This window comes from Streptomyces sp. NPDC017936, assembly GCF_044328485.1.
Classification (GTDB): domain Bacteria; phylum Actinomycetota; class Actinomycetes; order Streptomycetales; family Streptomycetaceae; genus Streptomyces.
In genome coordinates, this window is sequence record NZ_JBIRHK010000001.1 from 354863 (window position 1) to 374815 (window position 19953).

Here is a 19953-nt window from a genome sequence, read left to right on the forward strand (position 1 = left end):
ACCCCAGTGCGCCCCGTCGCCGGCCTCCACCGGACCGTCCGGACCGGGCCGCGCGCAAGGGCAGTGATCAAGGTGGTTGTCGGCCGAGGTACGGCTCGGTGCCGACGCTTCTCCTTCCAGTAGGCCCGAACACCAGGAGGTCCGGCCTCCCCGCGGAGGCGGCCGCGGGAAGCCGCCCTACCACCGGCTCCCCCGTGTGACCTGCGTCGAACCCACCTTCTGCGGTCGACCGGGCCCTGCGCACGAGGCGAAGTCCGGCCACCTGTCGGGGCCGACCCCCGCCGACCGGCCGGGGGGCGGGGCGCCGTCCCGGCGGCCCGGACGCGGGCGGTCCGTACGTCACGCGGACGGCTCGACGGCCCGGCCCGCAGCACCCGCCCGCAGCACCCGCCCGCCCGGCGCGCCGCCCGCCCGGCGCGCCGACCGGTCGGCGCGCGACCGGTCGGCGTCGCCCGACGGGAGGGCCGCGGGCCTCGCGGCGGGCCACCGTGCTTGCCCCTGACGCGTGCGTCAGGGGCTACCGTCTGCGCGCCGGCGCCCGCCGGTCGTCACGCTCGGCCCGCTTCCCCTGGATCAGGAGCTCCCCATGGCCGCCACTCCCCCGCCGTCCACCACCCGTGAGATCCGGCTCGTCACCGCCCCCGAGGGGCTGCCCGCCCCGGAGCACTTCGCCGCCGTCGCGCAGCCGCTGCCCGCGCCCGGCCCGGGACGGGTCCTCGTCCGCAACCGGTACTTCCTCGTGTTCCCCGGGCTGCGGACCCTGATCGCGGGCGCGCCCGAGGGAGTGCCGCTGCCGTCGATCCACGCCGGTGACGTGCTCTTCGGCCCCGCCGTCGGCGAAGTCGTCGCCGCGGGTCCGGGCAGCCCGTTGCGACCGGGCGACGGCGTCACCCACCTGCTCGGATGGCGCGAGCACGCGCTGGTGGCCGCGGCGGACTGCGTCCCGGTCGGCGACGTGCTGCCGGACCCGGTCGCCCACCTGTCGTCGGGGGCGGCCGCCTACGGCGCGCTGACCCGGCTCGCCGGGGTGCGTCCCGGCGACACGGTCTTCGTCACCGGGGCGGCGGGCGCGGTGGGGACCCTGGCCGGTCCGGTCGCCAGGCTGCTGGGCGCCGGCAGGGTCGTCGGCAGCACCCGGTCCCCCGCCAAGGCCGAACGGCTGCGCACCGAGCTGGGCTACGACGCGGTGGTGGTGCCCGGCGACCGGTCCCCTTCGCTCACCCGGCAGTTGCGCGCGGCGGCGCCCGAGGGCATCGACGTCCTGCTGGACACCGTGGGCGGCGAGCAGCTGACCGCGGCGCTCACGGCGGCGCGCCGCGGCGCCCGTTTCGCGCTCGTCGGCGCGCTGTCCGGCCAGCTGTCACCGCACGGGGACGGCGGCAGCGCCCCGGTCGAGATCGACGCCTTCCGCGTCGTCACCCAGGGGATCACCCTGTCCGGCTACAGCGGCACGGACCATGCCGGGGTGGCGCGGGAGTGGGCCGAGCGGTTCGGCGACTGGTTGCGCTCCGGCGAGATCTCCTTCCCGCACGTGCGGATCCCGGGCATCGAACAGGCCCCCCGGGCGTTGCAGGAACTGTTCGAGGGTCGGCACTTCGGCACCGTCGTCGTGGAGCTGCCGCCGGGGTGAAGCGCCCGCCGCCGTGTGCCGCGGGCGGGCGCGTGACACGGAGCGAGGCGAGGACGGGATGCGCATCGGAGACGCGGCGGCGGCTGCCGGGACCACCCCACGGGCCCTGCGGTTCTACGAGGAGCGCGGACTGCTGGACCCGCCGCCGCGCACGCCCGCCGGCCAGCGCCGGTACGGGCCACAGGACGTGGCCCGGGTCCGCGTCATCCGGGAACTGCTCGCTCTCGGTCTGACCGTGGAGGACCTGCGCGGCATCGCCGACCGGATCCAGCTCCTGGTCGAGGATCCGCAACGGCGTTGCGGCGACGGCGAACCGGGCTCCGCCGGCTCGGCCGTGGTCGCCCGTCGGCTGGCGGAGATCGACGCCGAGATCGACCGTCTGACCGTCCTGCGGGCCCGCCTGGCGCGGCGGACGGGCCGGGAGCGCGCCCTGTGACGCGGTCCCGGCCGCGGAGGACCCGCACGGCCGGGCGCGGCCGCCGGTACGGGAGCCTGGCCGTGGCCGCCGGTACGGGAGCCTGGCCGTGGCCGCCGGAGCCGTGGCCCTCGGCTCCGGCCCGGCGGCGCACGGCGGGTGCTCCCGGGCGTCAGCCCGGCGGGGAGAGGTGACCGCGCCGCCGCCATTCCCGCGCGAGCAGTTCGTAGGAGCGGACCCGGTCCCCATGGTCGTGGGTGATCGTCGTGATGAGCAACTCGTCGGCTCCGGTGGCTTCCTGGAGCAGTTCCAGGCCGTCGGCCACCCGTCCCGGCGAGCCCACGAACCGGGTGTCGACGCGGTCCCGCACCAGCGCCCTGTCCGCGTCGCTCCACGCGTGGGCGCGGGCTTCGTCGGGCGTCGGGAACGCGATGGCGCCCTCGGCGGTGCGGATGCTGCGGACCCACAGGTCGTAGCCGGTGGCCAGTTCACGGGCCGTCGCGTCGTCCTCCGCGACGACGACGTCGGCGGAGACGCCGACGTACGGTTTGTCCAGGAACTCGGAGGGCCGGAAGCCGGCCCGGTAGCCGTCCACCGCCTCCAGGACCGTGGCCGGGCTGACGTGGTAGTTGGCGGCGAAGCGCAGGCCCCGGGCGCCCGCCGCCTCGGCACTCTGCCCGCCGCTGCTGCCCAGGACCCACACCTCGACGTCGGCCCCTTCGCCCGGCACGACGTGCGCCTCCGCGCCCTCCGGGGAGCGGTAGGTGCCCGCCAGCAGGGCGAGGATGTCGTCGATCTGCTCCGCGTAGTCCTGCGACTCGGCCCCGGGCAGCAGGAGCAGCTTGCGCTGGAGGGCGACCCGGGGCGAGCCGAGGAGGTGTTCGAAGGAGAAGCGGGGCGGGATCAGCAGGCCGTTCGGGGCGCGCCCGTCGACGACCGGAGTGGCCGTCGGCGGTGGGGCGGCCGGCCGCCCCGGCGGGCGGCCGCCCGAGCGGCCCAGGCCCAGGTCGAAGCGGCCGGGGTGCAGGGCGTCGAGCAGGCCGAACTCCTCGACCGTGCTCAGCGCGGTGCGGTGGCCGAGCTGTACGGCGCCGGAGCCGAGCCGGATGGTGGAGGTCGCGGACGCGGTCAGCGCGAGGACGACCGCCGGGGACGTACCCGCCACTCCCGGGTTGAGGTGGTGCTCGGCGAACCAGTGGCGGGCGTAGCCGAGGCGTTCGGCCTGCCGGGCGAGGTCGATGGAGTTGCGCAGCGCGTCCGCGGCGGTCGAGCCGGAGGAGACCGGGACCAGGTCCAGGACGCCGAGGGGTATCTCAGACACGCGCGGTCTCCTCGGTGTTCGGCGGCGCCGGGAGCACGGGTCCCCAGGCGAACGGCGGGTCGGGGATCTCGCGCCGCAGCACGGAGGCGACCTCGGACTGGAACAGCTCGAGGGAGGCGCGGTGCTGCGCGCCGGTCAGCCCGTTGGCGTCCGCGTGCAGGTGCAGCACCGTGTGCCCGAACTGCTCGTGGTAGCGGTGCACCTTCTCGATGACCTGCTGCGGGCTCCCGATCAGGGCCGAGCTGCGGTCGACGAAGTCCTCCAGGGTCTCGAAGACCACCGGCAGGCCGGACTGCTTCTGGAACGCCAGCGTCGCCTCGAAGACCGGCCGGTACACCGCGAGCGCCTCCTGGGAGGTGCGGGTCACCAGGAGCCCGGCGGTGCCGGCGCCGACCGCGATGCCGGCCGGGTCGTGGCCGTAGTGCTCCCAGCGCCGGCGGTAGTGGCGGATCAGCTCGGCGTAGGGCTCGATCGGGTGGGTGACGTTCGCCGAGAACAGCGGGTCGCCGTAACGGGCCGCCAGGTCCACGGACTCCTTGCTGGTGGCGCTGCCGTGCCAGACCCGGACGGGCCGCTGGTACGGCCTCGGCCACACCTCGGCGTCCTTCAGCTCGGGCCGGAAACGGGTCCGTGCCGTGACCCGGTCCTGCCGCCAGATCTGCCGGAACACCTCGTAGCTCTCGGCGTTGCGCTCCCACTGGTCCTCGGGCGTGACGTGGAACAGCTCGCGCTGGGCGGCGCCGTTGCCCTTGCCGATGATCAGGTCCAGGCGGCCGTCGGAGAGGTGGTCGAGGGTGGCGTAGTCCTCGTAGGCGCGGACCGGGTCGAGGAGGCTGAGGGTCGTCACCGCGGTGAACAGGCGGATGCGCTTCGTCAGTGCCGCGACGTGGCTGAGCACGACGGCCGGCGCGGAGGAGATGAACGGCCGTTCGTGCCGCTCGCCGACCCCGAAGCCGTCGAAGCCCAGCTCCTCCGCGAGCAGCGCGTTGTCGAGGACCTCGCGGAAGCGGTCGTGGGTCGGCTTCCGCACACCGGTGACCGGGTCCGGGCGGTGCACGATCAGGGTGATGGCGAGGAACTTCACGCCGCCGCCCGCGGGCCATGTGCCTCGCCGGCCGCCGGCGCGCGCCGGACCGCGGGCTGCCGGTCGGTGCCGTCGAGGACGACGGCACGGCACGGCGGAGAAGGGGGAGCTGGGGACACGGAGGGGCGCCTTCCTGGAGATCCATGGACGAGATCGCCGGCATGCCGGCGGGGGTGGGCACGGCGGCGGGGCGGCGGTTCCGGGGCGACCGGGCGCGTCGGCCCCGCGTCGCGGATCACCGAGCGGCAGGCCTCGCGGATCACCGAGCGGCAGGCCTCGCGGAGCGCTCTGCGACCGGCGTCGCGAAACGTTCTGCGACCGGCGTCGCGGATCGTTCTGCGACCGGCGTCGCGGATCGTTCTGCGGCCGGGGCGTGGACGGGCGGTTCGGCGCGGCTGCCGTGCGGGAGCGGCGCGCGGGTGACCGCCCCGCCCGCGACCGGTGAACGCGGCGTCAGAAGCGTCGACACGTGGAGGCGGCGACGCGCGCCAGGTCCACGTACAGCCTGCGGTACAGCCCGGAGGGGTTCACCCGTCCATGTCTAGCAGACGGTTGAGGGATGGATCATTGCAGCCGCATGAATTCGCGTCCGGGTCCGGCGGGAGCCGGCCACCGTCGCGACGGACGCCGCGCCCGGCGCGGAGTTGCTCCCCGGCCGCCGCGGCCCGGCCGCGGCGGTGAACCGAAGCGTTCCCCGCCGCAAGGGGGCGACCGCCGTTCGGATCACCCGAGGCGGCCTTTGAGGTGATCTCGGCACGCCTCGCGAACCGTGCGGCTCCCGTGGGGGTAGGTCATCCCGTCGAGGACGAACCCAGAACCTGCGATGAGGAGTTCGGTGATGTACGCAGCGGTCCGGCGGTACGAAGGGGTGACCGACCCGGCGGAGGCGGGACGCCTCGTGAACGAGGGCTTCGTGCCGCTGATGCGGCGGGTCTCCGGCTTCGTGGCCTACTACTGGATCGACGCCGGCGACGGAGTGATGATCTCGATCAGCGTCTTCCAGGACCGGGCCGGCGCCGAGGAGTCGATCTCGACGGCCGCGGACTTCGTCCGGGACAACCTCGCGTCGTTGCTGCCCAACCCTCCCCAGGTCACGGCCGGTCAGGTGATGGCTTCCGCGGAGCAGTCCCCGCAGTAGCCCCGCCGCGCTCCCTTCGTACGCCCCCGCGGTCCCGTGTGCGCGGGGGCGGTCGGCCCGCCCCCGCGCCACGGGATGTCAGTCCACCAGCACCACGCCGTGCGGGACGCTCGTCGAACGTGCCGGCGCGAGACCGAAGTTGCCCTCGACCTCCGCCTTCTCCGCCGCGTCGGGGTACGGGTTCGTGCACGAGACGCCGGCGCTGGAACCCGACATCAGCTTGGAGCAGGGGCCGGGCTTGCGGTCCGGCAGGCCCAGGATGTGGCCGAGTTCGTGCGCCGAGATCCGGACCGTGTCATAGCCCTGGGTGACGGCCTGCCGGCCGATGTAGACGGTGCCGTTGCCGAGCGAGGTGGTCAGCGCCCGGGGCCAGCCGTTGTCGGCCAGGATCCGGATGTTGGCGCGCTGTCCGGCGGTGACCGGACGCAGCTCGACGCTGTCCACGCCGGCGTTCCAGATGGCCGCGCCCCGGTCGACGGCGGACTTGAACTCCGCCGACGCGCTCGCGTCGTAGGTGACGACGCGGGCCGCGAGGGGCTGGGCGCCGGGGGCGCCGGACGCGGCGTGGGCCGGGCCGCCCGCGACGAGCAGGCCCGCGGCGAAGGCGGCCGCGAGGGTGGGGACGAACGTGCGTGCGTGCAAGGTCGACCTCCTGTGGGGGAAGGTGGGCGTGCTCATGTCACGTTCTGCTGGGCTCCCTGCCCGTACCCGGCGAGCACCAATCCCTCAATCGGCACGGCCGGCGCCGCGCCGGCCGCTCCCCCGGACGACCGCCTCGGTCACCTCGTACGGACCACCGGGAAGGACGGGTGGGCCGTCCGGCCGTTCGGCCGGCGGGTCACGCGTCGGCGGACACCGGTCCGCCGGCCGGCCGGGCGGGGTGACCGGACGTCAGGAACCGTCCGTGGCCCGCGTGACGTGGAATCCGCCGCGGCCGTCGAACCGCACGTCCAGGACGGAGTCGAACCCGTCCGCCCGCCCGGGCCGGCGCAGTCGGCGGGCGGTCGCGCGGACACCGACGTCAGGGACCCGGTCACGTCCCTGTCGTGCGGCGTTGCGCCGCAGGGAGCCCTCCAGGTCCGGCGGGAACCAGTAGGCGGTGACGTGCGCCCCGTGGGCGTGACCGGCCGCGACGAGCGGTCCCCACTCCTGCGGGGTGGGGTTGGTGTTGTCGATCGCCACGGACCTCCCCGACGCCAGCGCCTCCTCGACGAGGCGCATCTGCCGGTCCTGCTTGCGGCGGGCGCCACGGGGGAACAGGTCCTTGCTGACCAGCACGTGGCTCGCGGTCAGACGCTGCCGGTAGAACGTCGACTTGCCCGACGCCTGCAGCCCCACGAGCACGGCCACGTCCAGCGTCGTCGCCATCGGTGCTCCCCTCCGGATGTCCGGCCGGCGCCCGCCGGTCCGCCGACGGGCCGCTCCCCCGTGCGCCGGCGCCGCCGTCACGTCCGGGACGGGCGTCGCGGCGCCGGTCCGCCGGCGGACGTCAGTGGCTGTGCGCAGGCGACGAGCAGTGCCACGTCGTCATGGCCCGCGGGGTGCCGCAGCTGTCGCAGGAGGCGGTCGCAGATCTCGTCCGCGGAGGCGCACGGCGGCGCCAGCAGTCCGAGGAGGTCGTTCAGGCGCTCGTCGATGGGGTCGTTGCGGGTCTCGACCAGTCCGTCGGTGTACAGCAACAGCTGGTCGCCGGGCCGCAGGTCGACGGTGGTGGCCTCGAAGGGGGCGCCGCCGACGCCCAGCGGGAGGCCGGTGGGCAGGTCCAGGAGTTCCGGCGGCTTCCCGGCGCGCACCAGGACCGGCGGCAGGTGGCCGGCGGAGGCCACGTGCAGGCGGCAGCGGTGCGGGTCGTAGACCGCGTAGACGCAGGTGGCGATGTAGGGGTCCAGGCCGAGGGTGATCCTGTCGAGGTGGGTGAGGATGCGCGCCGGGTCGAGGTCGAGGTCGGCGAGCGTGGAGGTGGCGGTGCGCAGGCGGCCCATCGTGGTGGCGGCGGGGATGCCGCTGCCCATGACGTCGCCCACCGAGAGGGCGGTGCGGTCGCCGTCGAGGGGGATGAGGTCGTACCAGTCGCCGCCGACCTCGCTGAACGCCTCCGCGGGCCGGTACCGGGCGGCGACCTCGAGGCCGGGGTGGCGGGGCGAGAGCCGCGGGAGCAGGCTGCGCTGGAGCATCTCGGCGGCGCTGCGGATGCGCTGGTGCAGGATGGCGTTGTCGATGCTCAGCGCGGCGGACGAGGCCAGCTCACAGGCGAGGGTGAGGTCGTCCTGGTCGAACGGCTGGCGGTTGCGGGCACGGGCCAGGTCCATGACGCCGATCACCTGTCCGCGGGCGATGAGGGGGACCGCCAGGTCGGTGTGGACACCGGCCTCGGCGAGCAGCCGCGCCGCGCGGGAGTCGGCGGCGACGCGGCTGACGTCGTCGCCGTCGAGGCCGGTGATCAGGGAGGGCAGGCGGGTGCGGATGCAGTGCGCCGCCGGGTGGCCGGCGTGGTAGGTGGTGAGGCGGCCCGGCTGGACGAGGGCCCGGGCGGCCTCGGTGGGGTAGGCGGTCTTCACCGCCAGGGCGCGGAACAGCACCGGGTTCTCGTCCGGGTCGGTGCGGCCCGTCTGCAGCACGGACTCCAGGAGGTCCACCGCGACCAGGTCGGCCAGGTCGGGCACCACGACGTCGGCCAGTTCCTGCGCGGTGCGGTCCACCTCCAGGGTGGTGCCGATGCGGGCCGAGCCGTTCGCCATCAGCCGCAGGCGCCGCTGCGCCTGGTCGGCTCGTCTGGCCGCCCGGTACCGGTCGGTGACGTCCACGACGACGTTGGCGATGCCCAGCACCCCTCCCCGGCGGTCCTCCAGCCGGTACAGCGACACCGCCCAGGCGCGTTCGTTGCCCGGGTCGGCGCGGGTGCGGCCCACCACCTGCTGGTCCACCACGGGGACGCCGTCGGCGAGGACCTGCCGCATCGTGTCCTCGGCGTCCAGGAACGGTTCGCCGGGCAGGACCTCCCGGAAGCTCCGGCCGACGTGGTCGGCTTCGGGCAGCCCGTGCATCCCGGCGAGGGCCGGGTTGACGGCCAGGTACCGCAGGTCGGTGTCGAGGACGGCCAGCCCGATCGGGGCCTGGGTGACCAGCCGGGTGGACAGGGCCACCTGGCGCTCCACCTGCTGCAGCGTGGACCGGTCGGTGGCCAGCCCCAGCGCGTAGTGGTCGCCCAGGTGGTCCGTCAGCCGCACGTTGCGGAACTCCACCATGCGCGTGGTGCCGTCCTTGTGCCGGACGGGAAACGCCCCCGCCCAGCCCTGTCCGGTCGCCATCACCTCGGCGAACAGCCTGATCGCCGCCTCCTGGTGTTCGGGGTGCAGCAGCAGCGGCGCCGCGTACTGCCCGACCGCCTCGTCGAAGGTGTAGCCGAACAGCTCCTGGGCCTGCGGACTCCACATGTCGATCCGGCCGTCGGCCTCCAGCAGCACCGCGGCGACACCCAGCAGGTCCATCAGCCCGCTCGGGCCCATCGACGTGCGCTCGAGACGATCCGTCCGCTCCGGATCCTGCTCGGCTCCGCTCATCGCTCTCACTCCTTCCGCCTGCCGGCCGGCCCCTCGCGGGCGCGCCCGTCACGGCCCGCACGGCGCGGCGGCGGCCTTCCAGCAGGTCGCCGGCCTTCTCCACGATGCGTCACGGGGTCTTCGACGGCCAGGAGGACCCGCCGGGCAGCGCGTCCGCAGCCGCCCCTTCGCCCGGGACGAACCGGACACGATCCATACTCTGCCCATCGCGCCGAGCCGGTCATCCCCGCACACCCGCGGCCCCCGCGCCCACCGGGCCCCGGCCGCCCGGCGGCCCGGGCGAGCCGACGCGCGTGAGGAACCGTCCGACGCCCCGCGGCTCGTGCAGGTCAGCGCCCCTTTCGGGGCCGGGCGGCGCGTGCCGTGACGCCCGGGGCGGCCGCGCCGGTCCGCCGCCACGGCTCGTGGCGCCGGAGGGGGCGTCGTGGCGGCCGTTTCACACGTCCGGCGGCCGGAAACCCGGCAGCGGGACGAAAAGGGGCGCCCGCCACGGCTCCCGGTGCGGCGCCGTCGAGGGAAGGGCGCCGCCGATGACAGAGGACCAGACACTCGGCACGGCCCTGGTGACCGGAGCGTCGTCGGGCATCGGCGCGCAGTACGCGAGGCAGCTGGCCGGGCGCGGCTGGGACCTGGTGCTGGTGGCCAGGCGCGCCGACCGGCTCTCCGCCCTGGCGGCACGCCTGCGCGAGGACACGGGCGTCACCGTCGGGACGGTGACGGCCGACCTGGCGGAGCCGGCGGACCTGGCGCGGGTCGAGGCGCGCGTCGCCGCCGACGACGTGGCCCTGTTGGTGAACAACGCGGGCATCAACGGGTACGGGCCGTTCACCGAGGTCGATCCCGGCCTCCTCGCCAAGGTGCTCGCCGTGAACGTCGTGGCGCCCACCGCGCTGGCCCGCGCGGCCCTGCCCGGCATGGTCGCGCGGGGCCGGGGCGCCGTCGTCAACGTCGCCTCGCTGCTGGCGTTCGCCGGCGGCCTGCCCCCGGGGCCCCTCCCCCACCGGGCCGTCTACGGGGGCACCAAGGGGTACATGGTGACCTTCACCAGGACGCTCGCCGCCGAGCTGGCCGACACGCCGGTGCGCGTCCAGGTCGTCTGCCCGGGCCTCACCGCCACGGAGTTCCACCTCACCGCCGGCGAGGCTCCCGTACCGGGCGAGGAACGCGTCCACGAGGAGGGCGGGATGTCCCCGGCCGACGTGGTCACCGCCTCCCTCGCCGCCCTCGGCACCCGCGAGGTCGTGTGCGTACCCGGCCTGGCGGACGCGGACGCCGTCGAACGGCTGGCCGCCGCGGAACTCGCCGTGCGTCGGGGCTCCGGTGCGTCGATCGCCGGCCGCTACCGTTCGGCGGAGCGTTCGGAGGCCTGAAGCGGGGACGGCCCCGGTGGGGCGGCAGCGGTCCGGTGCACCGGACGCCGGTGGTCGGAACGCCGGTGGTCGGAACGCCGGTGATCGGGGCGCCAGGTGGCGACCAGGGCGGCGGCGAGCAGCAGCTCGGCGATGTCGCCGCCGTAGTACATGATCTCGGCCGCTGCCCGGACCTGGCCGACGGGCGCGTGGACGTCCACCAGGAAGCCGCCGTACATCAGCTGCGAGATCACCGCGTGCCCCGCGACGGCGACGCCGAGGCAGACCAGCCGCGTGCGGACCCCGGGGCGGGCGGGGGCGGGGTCGGGACCGGCGATGACGTGGGCGAACAGGCATCCGGACACGAGGAAGTGCGCGTGCAGCAGCCAGTGCGCCGCCGGATCGCCCGTGGTCGCGTCGTAGAGGGGGGTGAGGTAGAGCGCCGCGAGGCCGCCCGTGGACAGGGCGAGCGCCACCGCCGGGCGGGCGGCCAGGCGGGCGGGCGGGCTGTGCAGCGCGGTGGTCAGTCGCCGTGCCCGGGCGGCGGGCAGCGTGCGCAGGAGGAGGGTGACCGGGGCGGCCAGGACGAGCGCGAGCGGCGCGTACATGCCGATGAGCATGTGCTGGACCATGTGGCCGCTGAAGTCCTCGTGCGCGAACGGCGCCACGGGAGGCAGCAGCGCGACACCGAGCAGGAGGGTGCCGGTCAGGAAGGACGCCGTCCGCCGGCGGCTCCAGCCCAGGGCCGGGTTGCGGCGGCGGGCCCGGCGGGCCAGCAGCAGATAGGCGACGGCGGCGGCCGACAGGACGAGGGCGGGCGCCAGCGGCTCCAGGACGTGGCTGCCCGCGGTGTGCCCGTGGGCGGGCATGTCGTGGTCCATCAGGCGTGCCGGCCTTCGGGCCGGCCGGCGGGCGCGTCGGGGTCGAAGGGCGGGCCGCTGCGCTGGAGCAGGTATCCGCCGGCGACCAGCAGGGCGCCCAGGACGAGGAAGCCGATGTCCCACCACAGCCGGCCGTCCCCGCCGCGCACGTGGTGGATGCCGAGGAGGTGGTGGTCCACCACGCCCTCGACGAGGTTGAACAGGCCCCAGCCGACGAGCATCCAGCCCCACAGCACCCGGGACGTCCACACGCGACGCCGGTGGTGGGTGACCCGCGCGTACAGGACGGCGAGTCCGAGCAGCACCGAGAGCCAGCACACCGTGTGGAAGACGCCGTCCCACAGGGTGTTCATCTCCAGGCCGGAGACGGTGCGGGGGTCGTAGTACCGCACGCCGATGTGGTCCTGGTCGGTGCTGCTGAGCATGTGGTGCCACCGCAGCAGCTGGTGCAGCAGGATGCCGTCGACGAACCCGCCCATCCCCACCCCGAGCACGATGCCCGGCAACCGGATGCTCCTCGGCCGTGGGATGCCGGTTCGGGTCTCACCCGACAAGGTCGCCATCACTCGTCTCCACTCCTGCACCGGGGTGCACAGGGGATGCCTCAGCAGCAGGTTCCCCCGCCCGGCGGCGCTCACCCCGCTTCGGCGTCCGTCCGCCGGTTCGGCGGCCGCCATCCGGCCGTCCCGACCGCCACTCGGCCCATCGACCGGCACGTCACCACCAGCGGCACCGCCCGGACGGGCGGGGCGGCACACCGGAAACCGCCAAAGGCCCGGCGCGGGCCCACGCCACGGAGCCGGACCGTCGGGCCGGGTCCGCACAGGCCGCACCGTTCCCGGGCCGGACGCGGCCGTCCCCGCCGCGCACGGCATCAGGCCGTCGCGCCGTCCTCGGCCGAGAGCGTCGGGGACTTCGGCCGAGATGCTCCCGACGGCTCCCGCCGGGCCCGCTCCGGCCGTCGACGATCCTCACCCGGAGCCTCGGCCCCGCCCCGCTCCGGCCGCCCGGCGCACCGGGGCCGTCAGGTCCCTTCACGGCTGCGTCCCCGGCAGCGGCGTGCCGGGGACGGAGCGCGGGCCGTGGGGGCCGGACGGGAGCGGCGGCCCCGGTGGTCCGGTGCGGCGCGCCGTGGTCAGGAGGCGACGAAGCGGGCGATCTGGCCGAGCACCACCGTGTCCGCGAGGAAGCCGATGTGGGTCTGGCAGGCCACGTTGTTGTTCGCCGCGCCGTCCAGCCGGGTGCTGGTGTACGGGAGGATGATGCCGTCGCACGCCGAGTACCAGGTGGAGTACCTGGTGTCCCCGGGCGTCTCGTCGCCCGAGGAGATCTGGGCGATGAACGACGAGCCCGGGTACATCTGCTGGCAGGTCGTGTAGATCAGACAGGCGCCGGCGTACGTGGTCCCGTGGTTCGCGCCGGCGATCGAGGCGAGGTGGCTGACGCTGGCGTGGCCGCCCAGCACCTTCAGGTAGTACTGGCTGACCAGGCCGCCCATCGAGTGGTTGACGATCGCGACCTTGCTCGCGCCGGTCCGTGCCTTCACGTTGTTGACGAAGGAGGCGAGGCCCTGGGCGTTGGTGATGTTGTTGCCGTAGGAGTTGTACTCGTAGGCGAAGAGGTCGGAGCTGGACCAGCCGTTGAGCCGGAAGACGCTCATGGCGGTGACCCAGTTGGACGCGCTGCCGGTGTACCCGTGGACGAAGACGACCGGCGTGCTGGTCGACAGGGGCTGGGCGGCGGCACCGGCCGACCGGGCGACGGACGCGGTCGACGCGGCCTCGGCCGCGGTGACCGACGCACCGGCCGTCGGCGCTGAGGAGAACAGGGTGAACGCGACCGTGGCGGCCGCGAGAACGCCGAGAAGCCGGCGCGGTGAACGACGACGCATGGAGCCCTCCTGACAGGGGTGGGGTGCCTGACCCGACCAGAGTCGTGGGGCGGGGCGCGGCCGCCATCAGCGAAATCACCAGTGCGTCTCCGCGCCGGGCGCGAGGCGGTGGTGTCCACCGGCCGACGCGGCCGGCGACAGCGGCGCCGGGGGCGCGGTGGCCGGTCGCCGTCCCCTCGCCCCCTCTTCCGGATCGGGAGCCCGTCGGCGCGGAGCACTTGTTCCGCAGCCGTCGTGTTCCTGGACGAGAAGCCGCGAGCCCGAGCCGGGCACCTTAAATCCGTGGACACCGCCTGACCGTGCCCGGCAAAGTGGCCGCCCGTGACGAGCAGTGAGCTGTGGACGCGTGCGACCGCCGACCGCTACGACGGCGAGGAGGGCGAGATGTCCTCGGCCGCCGTTCTCGGACCGACCCTCGCCTTCCTCGCCGAACTCGCCGGGGACGGCCGGGCACTGGAGTTCGCCGTCGGGACCGGACGCGTGGGCGTCCCGCTCCGGGAACGCGGCGTGCCCGTCGTGGGCGTCGAACTGTCCCCGCACATGGCGGCGGTCCTGCGGCGCAAGATCGACGAGGACATGCTCCCCGTCGTCATCGGAGACATGGCCACGACCGTCGTCCCCGGCGAGTTCACCCTGGTCTACCTCGTCTACAACACGATCACGAACCTGCTCACGCAGGACGAGCAGGTCGAGTGCTTCCGCAACGCCGCACGTCACCTGACGCCCGGCGGCCGGTTCGTCATCGAGCTGGGCGTGCCGCCGCTGCGGTTCCTGCCGCCCGGGCAGGTCGCGGTGCCGTTCGACGTGTCCGATCGGCATCTCGGCTTCGACACCTTCGACCTGGTCGAGCAGATCCTCGTCTCGCACCACCTCACCCGCGACGGCGAGGACGGCCGCTACCGCCGCGGCAGTTCCCGGCACCGGTACGCGTGGCCGGCGGAGCTCGACCTGATGGCACGGATCGCGGGGCTCGAGCTGGAACGGCGCGTCGCGGACTGGGACGGGGCGCCGTTCACCCAGGACTCCGCGAAGCACATCTCCGTGTGGCGCAAGCCCGCCTGAGAGAGCCCCTCCCGGTTCCGCCCCCGGCCGGCACACTGCTCCACTCCTCCGCCGAGGCCCGTCGGCACGCCCCTCGGACCTGCCCGGGGGCTGGTCGCGGTGCTGGTCGCGGTCCGGCTCGTACCGGTGGAGCTCCCGGGTGACGCACGGGCCGAGGAGGACGGGACCTTCGCCGGAGAGCCGACGGCGAGCGCGGCGTCCGCTCGGGAGGCGTCCGCGGCGTCGGCGCTCCATGCTGGTGTCGGTGACGGCGATCGGCGCGGGCTGCCGGTCGTGACGCGGACCGGGAGTGAGGAGACGCGCAGTGCCGGCACAGGATCCCGCGGAGCACCCCACCGCCGCGCTCGACGACCGCTACAGTTCCGCGCTCAACCCCCGCCCCGGAGCCGCGGACGTCACCGCCACCGAGTGGGGCGAGGCGCGGCGGCGGCTGGAGGCCGCCGAGATCTTCTGGTTGTCCACGGTGCGGCCCGACGGCGGGCCGCACGTCACGCCGGTGATCGCGGCCTGGCACGGCGGGGTGCTGTACTTCTCCACCGGCCCCGGGGAACAGAAGGCGAGGAACCTCGCTCATGACGCCCGCTGCGCGCTGACGACCGGTGCGAACTCGCTCACCGAGGGCCTCGACCTCGTGGTCGAGGGGACGGCGGAGCCGGTGCGCGATCCGGCCGTGCTGGACGAGGTGGTCGCGGCGTACGAGACGAAGTACGGGCCGCACATCACCTCGCCCGACGGCCCGTTCCACGGCATCGGGGACGCGTTCCGCACGGGGGACGCGGTGGTGTTCGCGGTGAGCCCGGCCACGGCGTACGGCTTCGGCCGGGACGACGGGGTCTTCACCCACACGCGGTGGACGTTCTGAGCGACGCGGTGCGCGCGAACGGAGCCGCGCCCGCATGTCGCCGCGTTTGCGCGCGACTTCCGACCGGCGCATGGTGGAAACAGGGGTGACCGCGACGGTGGGCGTCGCACGGTCCGGGAGCGTGTGCGCGCCGCTTCCGTCCAGGGCCCCGGCTGTGGCTGTGCCGGCCGGTGGACCCGTCCCCGTTACCGGCCTCCGACGGTCGAGGAGGCATGATGGTCGTTCTCTCCCACGTGCGGTTCGGCAAGCGCAACGAGGACGTCGAGGCAACTCAGGCCGCGCTCATCGCCGTCGGGGCGGACATTCCCGCGGGCGCCACCGGATTCTTCGGCGAGCAGACCAGATCCGCCTACGCGGCGTGGCAGCGCATGCTGGGATTCACCGGCCCGGCCGCCGATGGATTTCCCGGCTGTTCCTCACTCGCGGAACTCGGCGCCAGGGCCGGGTTCGTCGTGGACTGCCGCCATCCCGGGGCCATCGCGAAGAGTTCCGTGCGCTTCTCCAGGAACTCGGGGGTGGCCGTGGACGAGGACACGGCCCGCGCGTTCGCCGAGCAGGCCTGTGCCCGGACCGGTGCGCCGATGAGCTGGGTGACGGGCGCCGGCGACGGGGCGAACCTGTTGACCCTCGTGTTCCGCGAGTCGTCCTTCAGGCCGAACGCCGTGAACCAGGACGACGTGAACGCCACGGGCCCGGTGCAGACGGACGGCGCCAGGCTCAACTGCTCACGCGGCTACGCCCAGGTGATCCCCGATACGTTCGCGGTGAACCACCAGGCGGGCACGTCCGAGCGCATCTACGAGCCGGTCGCGAACATCGCGGCGGCGATCAACTACATCTGGCGCCGGTACGGCGACATCTCGCGTGTCCAGCAGGCGAATCCGCACCGTGATCCGGCGCCTTACTGAAAGGTGAAGGGAGGGAGGGCCATGCCCGCGCTGGCACCGTTCCCGGGAGCGGCCTTCTTCCACAAAGGACAACACAGTCCCGTGATCGCTTCGATGGGCAGACGCCTGGTGGCGGAGGGGTGCGGGAAGTACCGGGCAGGTCCTGACGCCGAGTGGACCGATGTCGACCGGCAGTCGTACGCGGCCTGGCAGAGCAAGCTCGGGTACAAGGGAGCCGACGCCAACGGCATTCCCGGCAAGACCTCCTGGGACCGGCTCCACGTCCCCGCGGCGGCACCGGCACCGGCGCCTCCCGGCCGTGGTGCCCGCGTCACGTCCCCCGTGCCGGGGCACGGGGTCACGACGCCCTACCGGAAGAAGGGGCCCCACTGGTCGCTGGGCTACCACACCGGCGCGGACTACGCCGCCGCGCACGGCAAGCCGTGTGTCGCCGTGCGCAGCGGCTCCATAGCCCGCAGCGGGTACGACCGCAGTTACGGCACCTTCCTCGTGCTGCGCGTCGGCGGCTTCGACTTCTGGTACTGCCACCTCTCCGAACGGGCCGTGGACGGGGGCTCGGTGAGGGCCGGTCAGAAGGTCGGGGAGGTCGGCTCGAGCGGCAACGCCACCGGCCCCCACCTCCACTTCGAGAAGCGTCCGGCCGGCGGCCGTTTCGGGTCCGACCTGCCGCCCGACTGGTAGCCGGGGGGCGCGCGGTCCTCGTGCGCCCGCCGAACGCGTCGCGGATCGAGCCGGGTTCGCCGTCGCCCGGCGGATCACCGCCCAGCGGGTCACCGGTCGGTGACGGCCGGTGGCCCCGCGTCTCGCCGCCGGCGCGACCGCCGGCGGCGAGACGCGTCCCCGGTTCAGCCCGGACGGTGCGACCGGCGGCGTGAGACGCGGTCGTGGAGTCGGATCGCGACGGGGGCGGCGGTGAAGACCGAGGAGTACGTCCCGACCACGAGGCCGACGAGGAGCGCCAGGGCGAAGTCGGTGAGCGAGGACCCGCCGAGCACGGCCAGGGCGGTGAGGATGAAGGCGGCGCCCATGCCGGTGTTCACGGTGCGGGGCAGGGTCTGCAGGATCGCCCGGTTCGCGATGCCGGACAGCGCCGCCCCGGGACTCCTGCGGGCCAGTTCCCTGACGCGGTCGAAGAGGACGACGGAGTCGTTGACCGAGTAGCCGATGACGGTGAGCAGGGCCGCCAGGAACACCCCGTCGACGGGCTTGCCGAGCCAGGCGAAGACACCCAGGAGGATCACCACGTCGTGGGCCAGGGCGACGACCGCGGCGGTGCCGAACACCCAGCGGAAGCGCGCCGCGAGGTAGACGAGCTGCGCGCCGAGGGCGACGGCGAGCGCGATCAGGGCGCCCCGGCGCAGCTCCTCGCCGAGGCTGGGGCCGATCAGTTCGTCGCGGACCTTCTCCGCCCCGCCCGCGAGGTCGCGGACGGTGTCGGTGACCTCGGCCTCCTCCGCGTCGGTCAGTGACTCGGCGCGCACCGTCAGGCCCGTGTCCCCGGAGGACTGCACGACGGCGCGGGGGTGTCCGGCGTCGGCGAGGGCGGTACGGGCCCGGTCGGGGTCGACGGGGGCGGAGGTGGCGTACTCGATGAGGCGGCCGCCGGTGAACTCCACGCCGAGGTCGACGCCGCGCAGCGCGATGCCCGAGCCGGCCAGGACGAGGACCGCTGCGGAGGCGGCCAGCCAGCGGCGCGGCCGGCGCATCAGCTGGGGGTCGCGGCGGGTGAGGCGGTCGCGGACGGCACCCGTGCTCGCGATGCCGGTGAGGCGGGGGCGGCGGCGCACCGGGGTGCGGTTCGCGGCGAATTCGGCGAGCACCCGGGTGATCACCAGGGCGCTGAACATGGAGGCGAGCACACCGATGCCCAGGGTGACGCCGAAGCCCCGCACGGGTCCGGAGGCGAGGAGGAACAGCAGGGCGGCCGCGATCAGCGTGGTGATGTTGGAGTCGGCGATCGCGGTGAGGGCGTTGCGGAACCCGGCGGCCAGCGCCGAGCGGGTGCTGGGACGACGACGGGCCGCGTACTCCTCGCGGGCCCGTTCGAAGACCAGCACGTTGGCGTCCACGGCCATGCCGATCGCCAGGACGAAACCGGCCAGGCCCGGCAGCGTGAGGGTGGCGCCGAGCGCGGCCAGGGCGGCGTAGGAGACGAGGCCGTAGCAGAGCAGGGCGACGGTGGCCAGCACGCCCATCAGCCGGTAGACGACGATGATGAACAGCGAGGTCAGCGCGGTGCCGATGACCGCGGCCCAGGCGCTCGCGGTGATGGCCTGCGCGCCGAGGGTCGGGCCGACGGTGCGCTGCTCCACCGTCTCGACGGGCACCGGCAGGGCGCCGCCGTTGATGAGCAGGGACAGCTCACGGGCCTCGTCCGGGCCGAAGGAGCCCGTGATCCGGGTGGCGCCGTCGCGGATGCCGGTCCGGCAGGCGACGGACGGGTCGACCTGCGGGGAGGAGATGACCTTGTCGTCGAGGACGATGGCCACCCGGCGCGCCGGGGCCCCCGCCGGGTGGCAGGCGGCCTCGCCGGTCAGCCGGGCCCAGCCGTCGCGGCCGGCGCCCTCGAAGCCGACGGTGACGTGCCATCCGGCGCCGCCCTGCTGGTCGAACCGGGCGGCGGCCTCCTCGACGTGCTCGCCGGTCAGGGCCGCGGCCCCGAGGCGCAGGGGCGTGCCCGACTCGTCGGGGAGGACGCGGTCGCGCGGCTGCTCCGGCAGTGCGCGGGAGGTCTCGTCGGCGCCGTCGCCGGCGCCGTCGGCGGTGCCGAGCACCGGGTGGAAGGTGAGCTGCGCGGTACGCCCCAGGACGTCCTGGGCCTTCTCGGGGTCCTGCACACCGGGCAGTTCGACGATGATCCGGTTCTCGCCGGAGCGGACGAGGGTGGGTTCGGCGACGCCGAGCGCGTCGATGCGGCCGCGCAGCACCTCCAGGGTGCGGTCGGTGGCCTCGCGGTCGGCGTCGGCGGTGGGGGTGGAGCGGGTCTCGATGACGATCTGCGTGCCGCCGCGCAGGTCGAGTCCGAGACGGACCGGCACGGTGACGGCGACGTACAGCGACACGGCGATGACGGCGAGGGCGAGCAGCGCCCTCACCCGTAGGGAACGGTTCAACGGGGGGCCTCCGGCAGGCGCACCACGGCCGCCGCTGCGGCGGGTGCGGGGCCGCGGCGGGGCGAGGTGGGTGTGGGTGGAAGAAGGGGTGTCAGGTGCCGGAGGTGGCGGGAGGAGCCCGGTCGCGGTCGTGGCCCGCGGGAGCGCCGGCGCCGGGGAGGTGCCCGGCCGGCGCCGGGTGCCGTGCCGGCCGGGGTGGGGCGGCGAGCGGGTCGTGGGGGCCGGCGGCGAGGTGGCCGCGGGGGGCGGGGTGCTCGTGGTGCGGATCCTGGCGGGTGGCCGCCCGGCCGGTGCGGGCGCCGTCGCATCCGTCGTCGGCGCGCGGCCCGTCGTCCCAGCGGGAGCCGGCCGCCGTCGCGCCGGCCGGCGGCCCGCCGCTCGTACCGGCCGGGGGGCCGGCGAGGACGAACGACGCCAGCAGCGCCAGCACGACGGCCACCAGCGCCGCCCCGGCGAGCGCCGGTACGGCGCAGGCGCGCGCACGGCCGGCGCCGGGGACGGTGCCCGCACGGCCGACACCGATGGCGGTCCGCGCGCGGCCGACCTCAGGGACGGTTCGCGCACGGCCGACCTCAGGGACGGTCCGCGCACGGCAGGCACCGGGGACGGTCCGCGCACGGCCGGCGCCGGGGACGGTCCGCGCACGGCCGGCACCGGGAGCAGTCCGCGCACAGCCGGCGGCGGGGACGGTCCGCGCACGGCCGGCGCCGGGGACGGTCCGCGCACGGCCGGCACCGGG

Annotated in this window: 18 protein-coding genes and 2 pseudogenes; 9 read left to right on the forward strand and 11 right to left on the reverse strand. The window is 75.0% G+C overall.

Going from position 1 to position 19953, the window contains the following annotated elements:
- Window positions 1-586: 586 nt before the first annotated feature.
- Both ACH4F6_RS01375 and ACH4F6_RS01380 read left to right on the forward strand, forming a co-directional pair.
- On the forward strand, window positions 587-1630 hold the full coding sequence (locus ACH4F6_RS01375) for an MDR family NADP-dependent oxidoreductase (RefSeq protein WP_397957749.1): 1044 nt from the start codon (window positions 587-589) through the stop codon (window positions 1628-1630).
- A gap of 58 nt (window positions 1631-1688) precedes the next feature.
- Window positions 1689-2066 (forward strand): MerR family transcriptional regulator, encoded by a 378-nt coding sequence (locus tag ACH4F6_RS01380; protein WP_397957750.1) that lies wholly within the window; start codon window positions 1689-1691, stop codon window positions 2064-2066.
- A gap of 151 nt (window positions 2067-2217) precedes the next feature.
- Here ACH4F6_RS01380 and ACH4F6_RS01385 read toward each other — a convergent pair whose 3' ends face one another.
- The 3 genes from ACH4F6_RS01385 to ACH4F6_RS01395 form a co-directional block, all read right to left on the reverse strand.
- Complete coding sequence (locus ACH4F6_RS01385; protein ID WP_397957751.1) at window positions 2218-3366, reverse strand: LLM class flavin-dependent oxidoreductase; 1149 nt, start codon at window positions 3364-3366, stop codon at window positions 2218-2220.
- Window positions 3359-4450, reverse strand: a complete 1092-nt coding sequence (locus ACH4F6_RS01390) for an LLM class flavin-dependent oxidoreductase (RefSeq protein ID WP_397957752.1) — start codon at window positions 4448-4450, stop codon at window positions 3359-3361. Before ACH4F6_RS01390 ends, ACH4F6_RS01385 begins: the two co-directional genes overlap by 8 nt.
- A 453-nt stretch (window positions 4451-4903) precedes the next feature.
- Window positions 4904-4981 carry a putative leader peptide gene (locus tag ACH4F6_RS01395; RefSeq protein WP_397958195.1) on the reverse strand — a complete coding sequence of 26 codons (78 nt, stop codon included), beginning with the start codon at window positions 4979-4981 and terminating at the stop codon, window positions 4904-4906.
- 307 nt (window positions 4982-5288) lie between these two features.
- Here ACH4F6_RS01395 and ACH4F6_RS01400 point away from each other — a divergent pair, with 307 nt between their 5' ends.
- On the forward strand, window positions 5289-5588 hold the full coding sequence (locus ACH4F6_RS01400; protein WP_397957753.1) for a hypothetical protein: 300 nt from the start codon (window positions 5289-5291) through the stop codon (window positions 5586-5588).
- A gap of 78 nt (window positions 5589-5666) precedes the next feature.
- Here the strand turns inward: ACH4F6_RS01400 and ACH4F6_RS01405 are convergent, their stop codons facing one another.
- The 3 genes from ACH4F6_RS01405 to ACH4F6_RS01415 form a co-directional block, all read right to left on the reverse strand.
- The gene (locus ACH4F6_RS01405) at window positions 5667-6230 is read right to left on the reverse strand and encodes a snapalysin family zinc-dependent metalloprotease (protein WP_397957754.1); all 564 of its coding nucleotides are present in this window, start codon (window positions 6228-6230) and stop codon (window positions 5667-5669) included.
- A 249-nt stretch (window positions 6231-6479) separates the two neighbouring features.
- The gene (locus tag ACH4F6_RS01410) at window positions 6480-6956 is read right to left on the reverse strand and encodes an AAA family ATPase (RefSeq protein ID WP_397957755.1); all 477 of its coding nucleotides are present in this window, start codon (window positions 6954-6956) and stop codon (window positions 6480-6482) included.
- Between the two features lie 77 nt (window positions 6957-7033).
- Entirely contained in the window at window positions 7034-9148 is a 2115-nt protein-coding gene (locus ACH4F6_RS01415) for a SpoIIE family protein phosphatase (protein ID WP_397957756.1), read from the reverse strand.
- Window positions 9149-9678: 530 nt separating this feature from the next.
- On the opposite strand from ACH4F6_RS01415, the gene ACH4F6_RS01420 reads away from it, so the two are divergent.
- Complete coding sequence (locus ACH4F6_RS01420) at window positions 9679-10518, forward strand: SDR family NAD(P)-dependent oxidoreductase (protein ID WP_397957757.1); 840 nt, start codon at window positions 9679-9681, stop codon at window positions 10516-10518.
- Here ACH4F6_RS01420 and ACH4F6_RS01425 read toward each other — a convergent pair.
- The 3 genes from ACH4F6_RS01425 to ACH4F6_RS01435 form a co-directional block, all read right to left on the reverse strand.
- Entirely contained in the window at window positions 10488-11378 is an 891-nt protein-coding gene (locus ACH4F6_RS01425; RefSeq protein WP_397957758.1) for a cytochrome c oxidase assembly protein, read from the reverse strand. The two genes, ACH4F6_RS01420 and ACH4F6_RS01425, sit on opposite strands and share 31 nt — an antisense overlap.
- Entirely contained in the window at window positions 11378-11941 is a 564-nt protein-coding gene (locus ACH4F6_RS01430) for a DUF2243 domain-containing protein (protein WP_397957759.1), read from the reverse strand. Before ACH4F6_RS01430 ends, ACH4F6_RS01425 begins: the two co-directional genes overlap by 1 nt.
- Window positions 11942-12513: 572 nt before the next feature.
- Window positions 12514-13269 carry an alpha/beta fold hydrolase gene (locus tag ACH4F6_RS01435; protein ID WP_397957760.1) on the reverse strand — a complete coding sequence of 252 codons (756 nt, stop codon included), beginning with the start codon at window positions 13267-13269 and terminating at the stop codon, window positions 12514-12516.
- Between the two features lie 321 nt (window positions 13270-13590).
- Here ACH4F6_RS01435 and ACH4F6_RS01440 point away from each other — a divergent pair, with 321 nt between their 5' ends.
- From ACH4F6_RS01440 to ACH4F6_RS01460, 5 genes and pseudogenes are all read left to right on the forward strand, one after another.
- A complete protein-coding gene (locus tag ACH4F6_RS01440; protein ID WP_397957761.1) occupies window positions 13591-14331 on the forward strand; it encodes a class I SAM-dependent DNA methyltransferase in 741 nt (246 codons plus the stop codon).
- Between the two features lie 304 nt (window positions 14332-14635).
- Window positions 14636-15193: a pyridoxamine 5'-phosphate oxidase family protein gene (locus ACH4F6_RS01445; protein WP_397957763.1), complete on the forward strand. Its 558-nt coding sequence runs from the start codon at window positions 14636-14638 to the stop codon at window positions 15191-15193.
- Between the two features lie 212 nt (window positions 15194-15405).
- Entirely contained in the window at window positions 15406-16101 is a 696-nt protein-coding gene (locus ACH4F6_RS01450) for a transglycosylase SLT domain-containing protein (RefSeq protein ID WP_397957764.1), read from the forward strand.
- Window positions 16102-16125: 24 nt separating this feature from the next.
- A pseudogene (locus ACH4F6_RS01455) lies at window positions 16126-16368 on the forward strand (peptidoglycan-binding protein); the annotation flags it as partial.
- 126 nt (window positions 16369-16494) lie between these two features.
- A pseudogene (locus ACH4F6_RS01460) lies at window positions 16495-16782 on the forward strand (M23 family metallopeptidase); the annotation flags it as partial.
- A 164-nt stretch (window positions 16783-16946) separates the two neighbouring features.
- On the opposite strand, the gene secD reads toward ACH4F6_RS01460, so the two are convergent.
- Entirely contained in the window at window positions 16947-19214 is a 2268-nt protein-coding gene (gene secD, locus ACH4F6_RS01465; protein ID WP_397957765.1) for a protein translocase subunit SecD, read from the reverse strand.
- 91 nt (window positions 19215-19305) lie between these two features.
- The gene (locus tag ACH4F6_RS01470; RefSeq protein WP_397957766.1) at window positions 19306-19653 is read right to left on the reverse strand and encodes a hypothetical protein; all 348 of its coding nucleotides are present in this window, start codon (window positions 19651-19653) and stop codon (window positions 19306-19308) included.
- Window positions 19654-19953: the final 300 nt, after the last annotated feature.

Bases quoted from the DNA above. Each gene is read 5' to 3' on its own strand.
- ACH4F6_RS01435 (WP_397957760.1), bottom strand. From the start codon at position 13,269: ATGCGTCGTCGTTCACCGCGCCGGCTTCTCGGCGTTCTCGCGGCCGCC.
- ACH4F6_RS01400 (WP_397957753.1), top strand. From the start codon at position 5,289: ATGTACGCAGCGGTCCGGCGGTACGAAGGGGTGACCGACCCGGCGGAG.
- ACH4F6_RS01415 (WP_397957756.1), bottom strand. From the start codon at position 9,148: ATGAGCGGAGCCGAGCAGGATCCGGAGCGGACGGATCGTCTCGAGCGC.
- ACH4F6_RS01450 (WP_397957764.1), top strand. From the start codon at position 15,406: ATGATGGTCGTTCTCTCCCACGTGCGGTTCGGCAAGCGCAACGAGGAC.
- ACH4F6_RS01425 (WP_397957758.1), bottom strand. From the start codon at position 11,378: ATGGACCACGACATGCCCGCCCACGGGCACACCGCGGGCAGCCACGTC.
- ACH4F6_RS01430 (WP_397957759.1), bottom strand. From the start codon at position 11,941: ATGGCGACCTTGTCGGGTGAGACCCGAACCGGCATCCCACGGCCGAGG.
- ACH4F6_RS01410 (WP_397957755.1), bottom strand. From the start codon at position 6,956: ATGGCGACGACGCTGGACGTGGCCGTGCTCGTGGGGCTGCAGGCGTCG.
- ACH4F6_RS01420 (WP_397957757.1), top strand. From the start codon at position 9,679: ATGACAGAGGACCAGACACTCGGCACGGCCCTGGTGACCGGAGCGTCG.
- ACH4F6_RS01380 (WP_397957750.1), top strand. From the start codon at position 1,689: ATGCGCATCGGAGACGCGGCGGCGGCTGCCGGGACCACCCCACGGGCC.
- ACH4F6_RS01375 (WP_397957749.1), top strand. From the start codon at position 587: ATGGCCGCCACTCCCCCGCCGTCCACCACCCGTGAGATCCGGCTCGTC.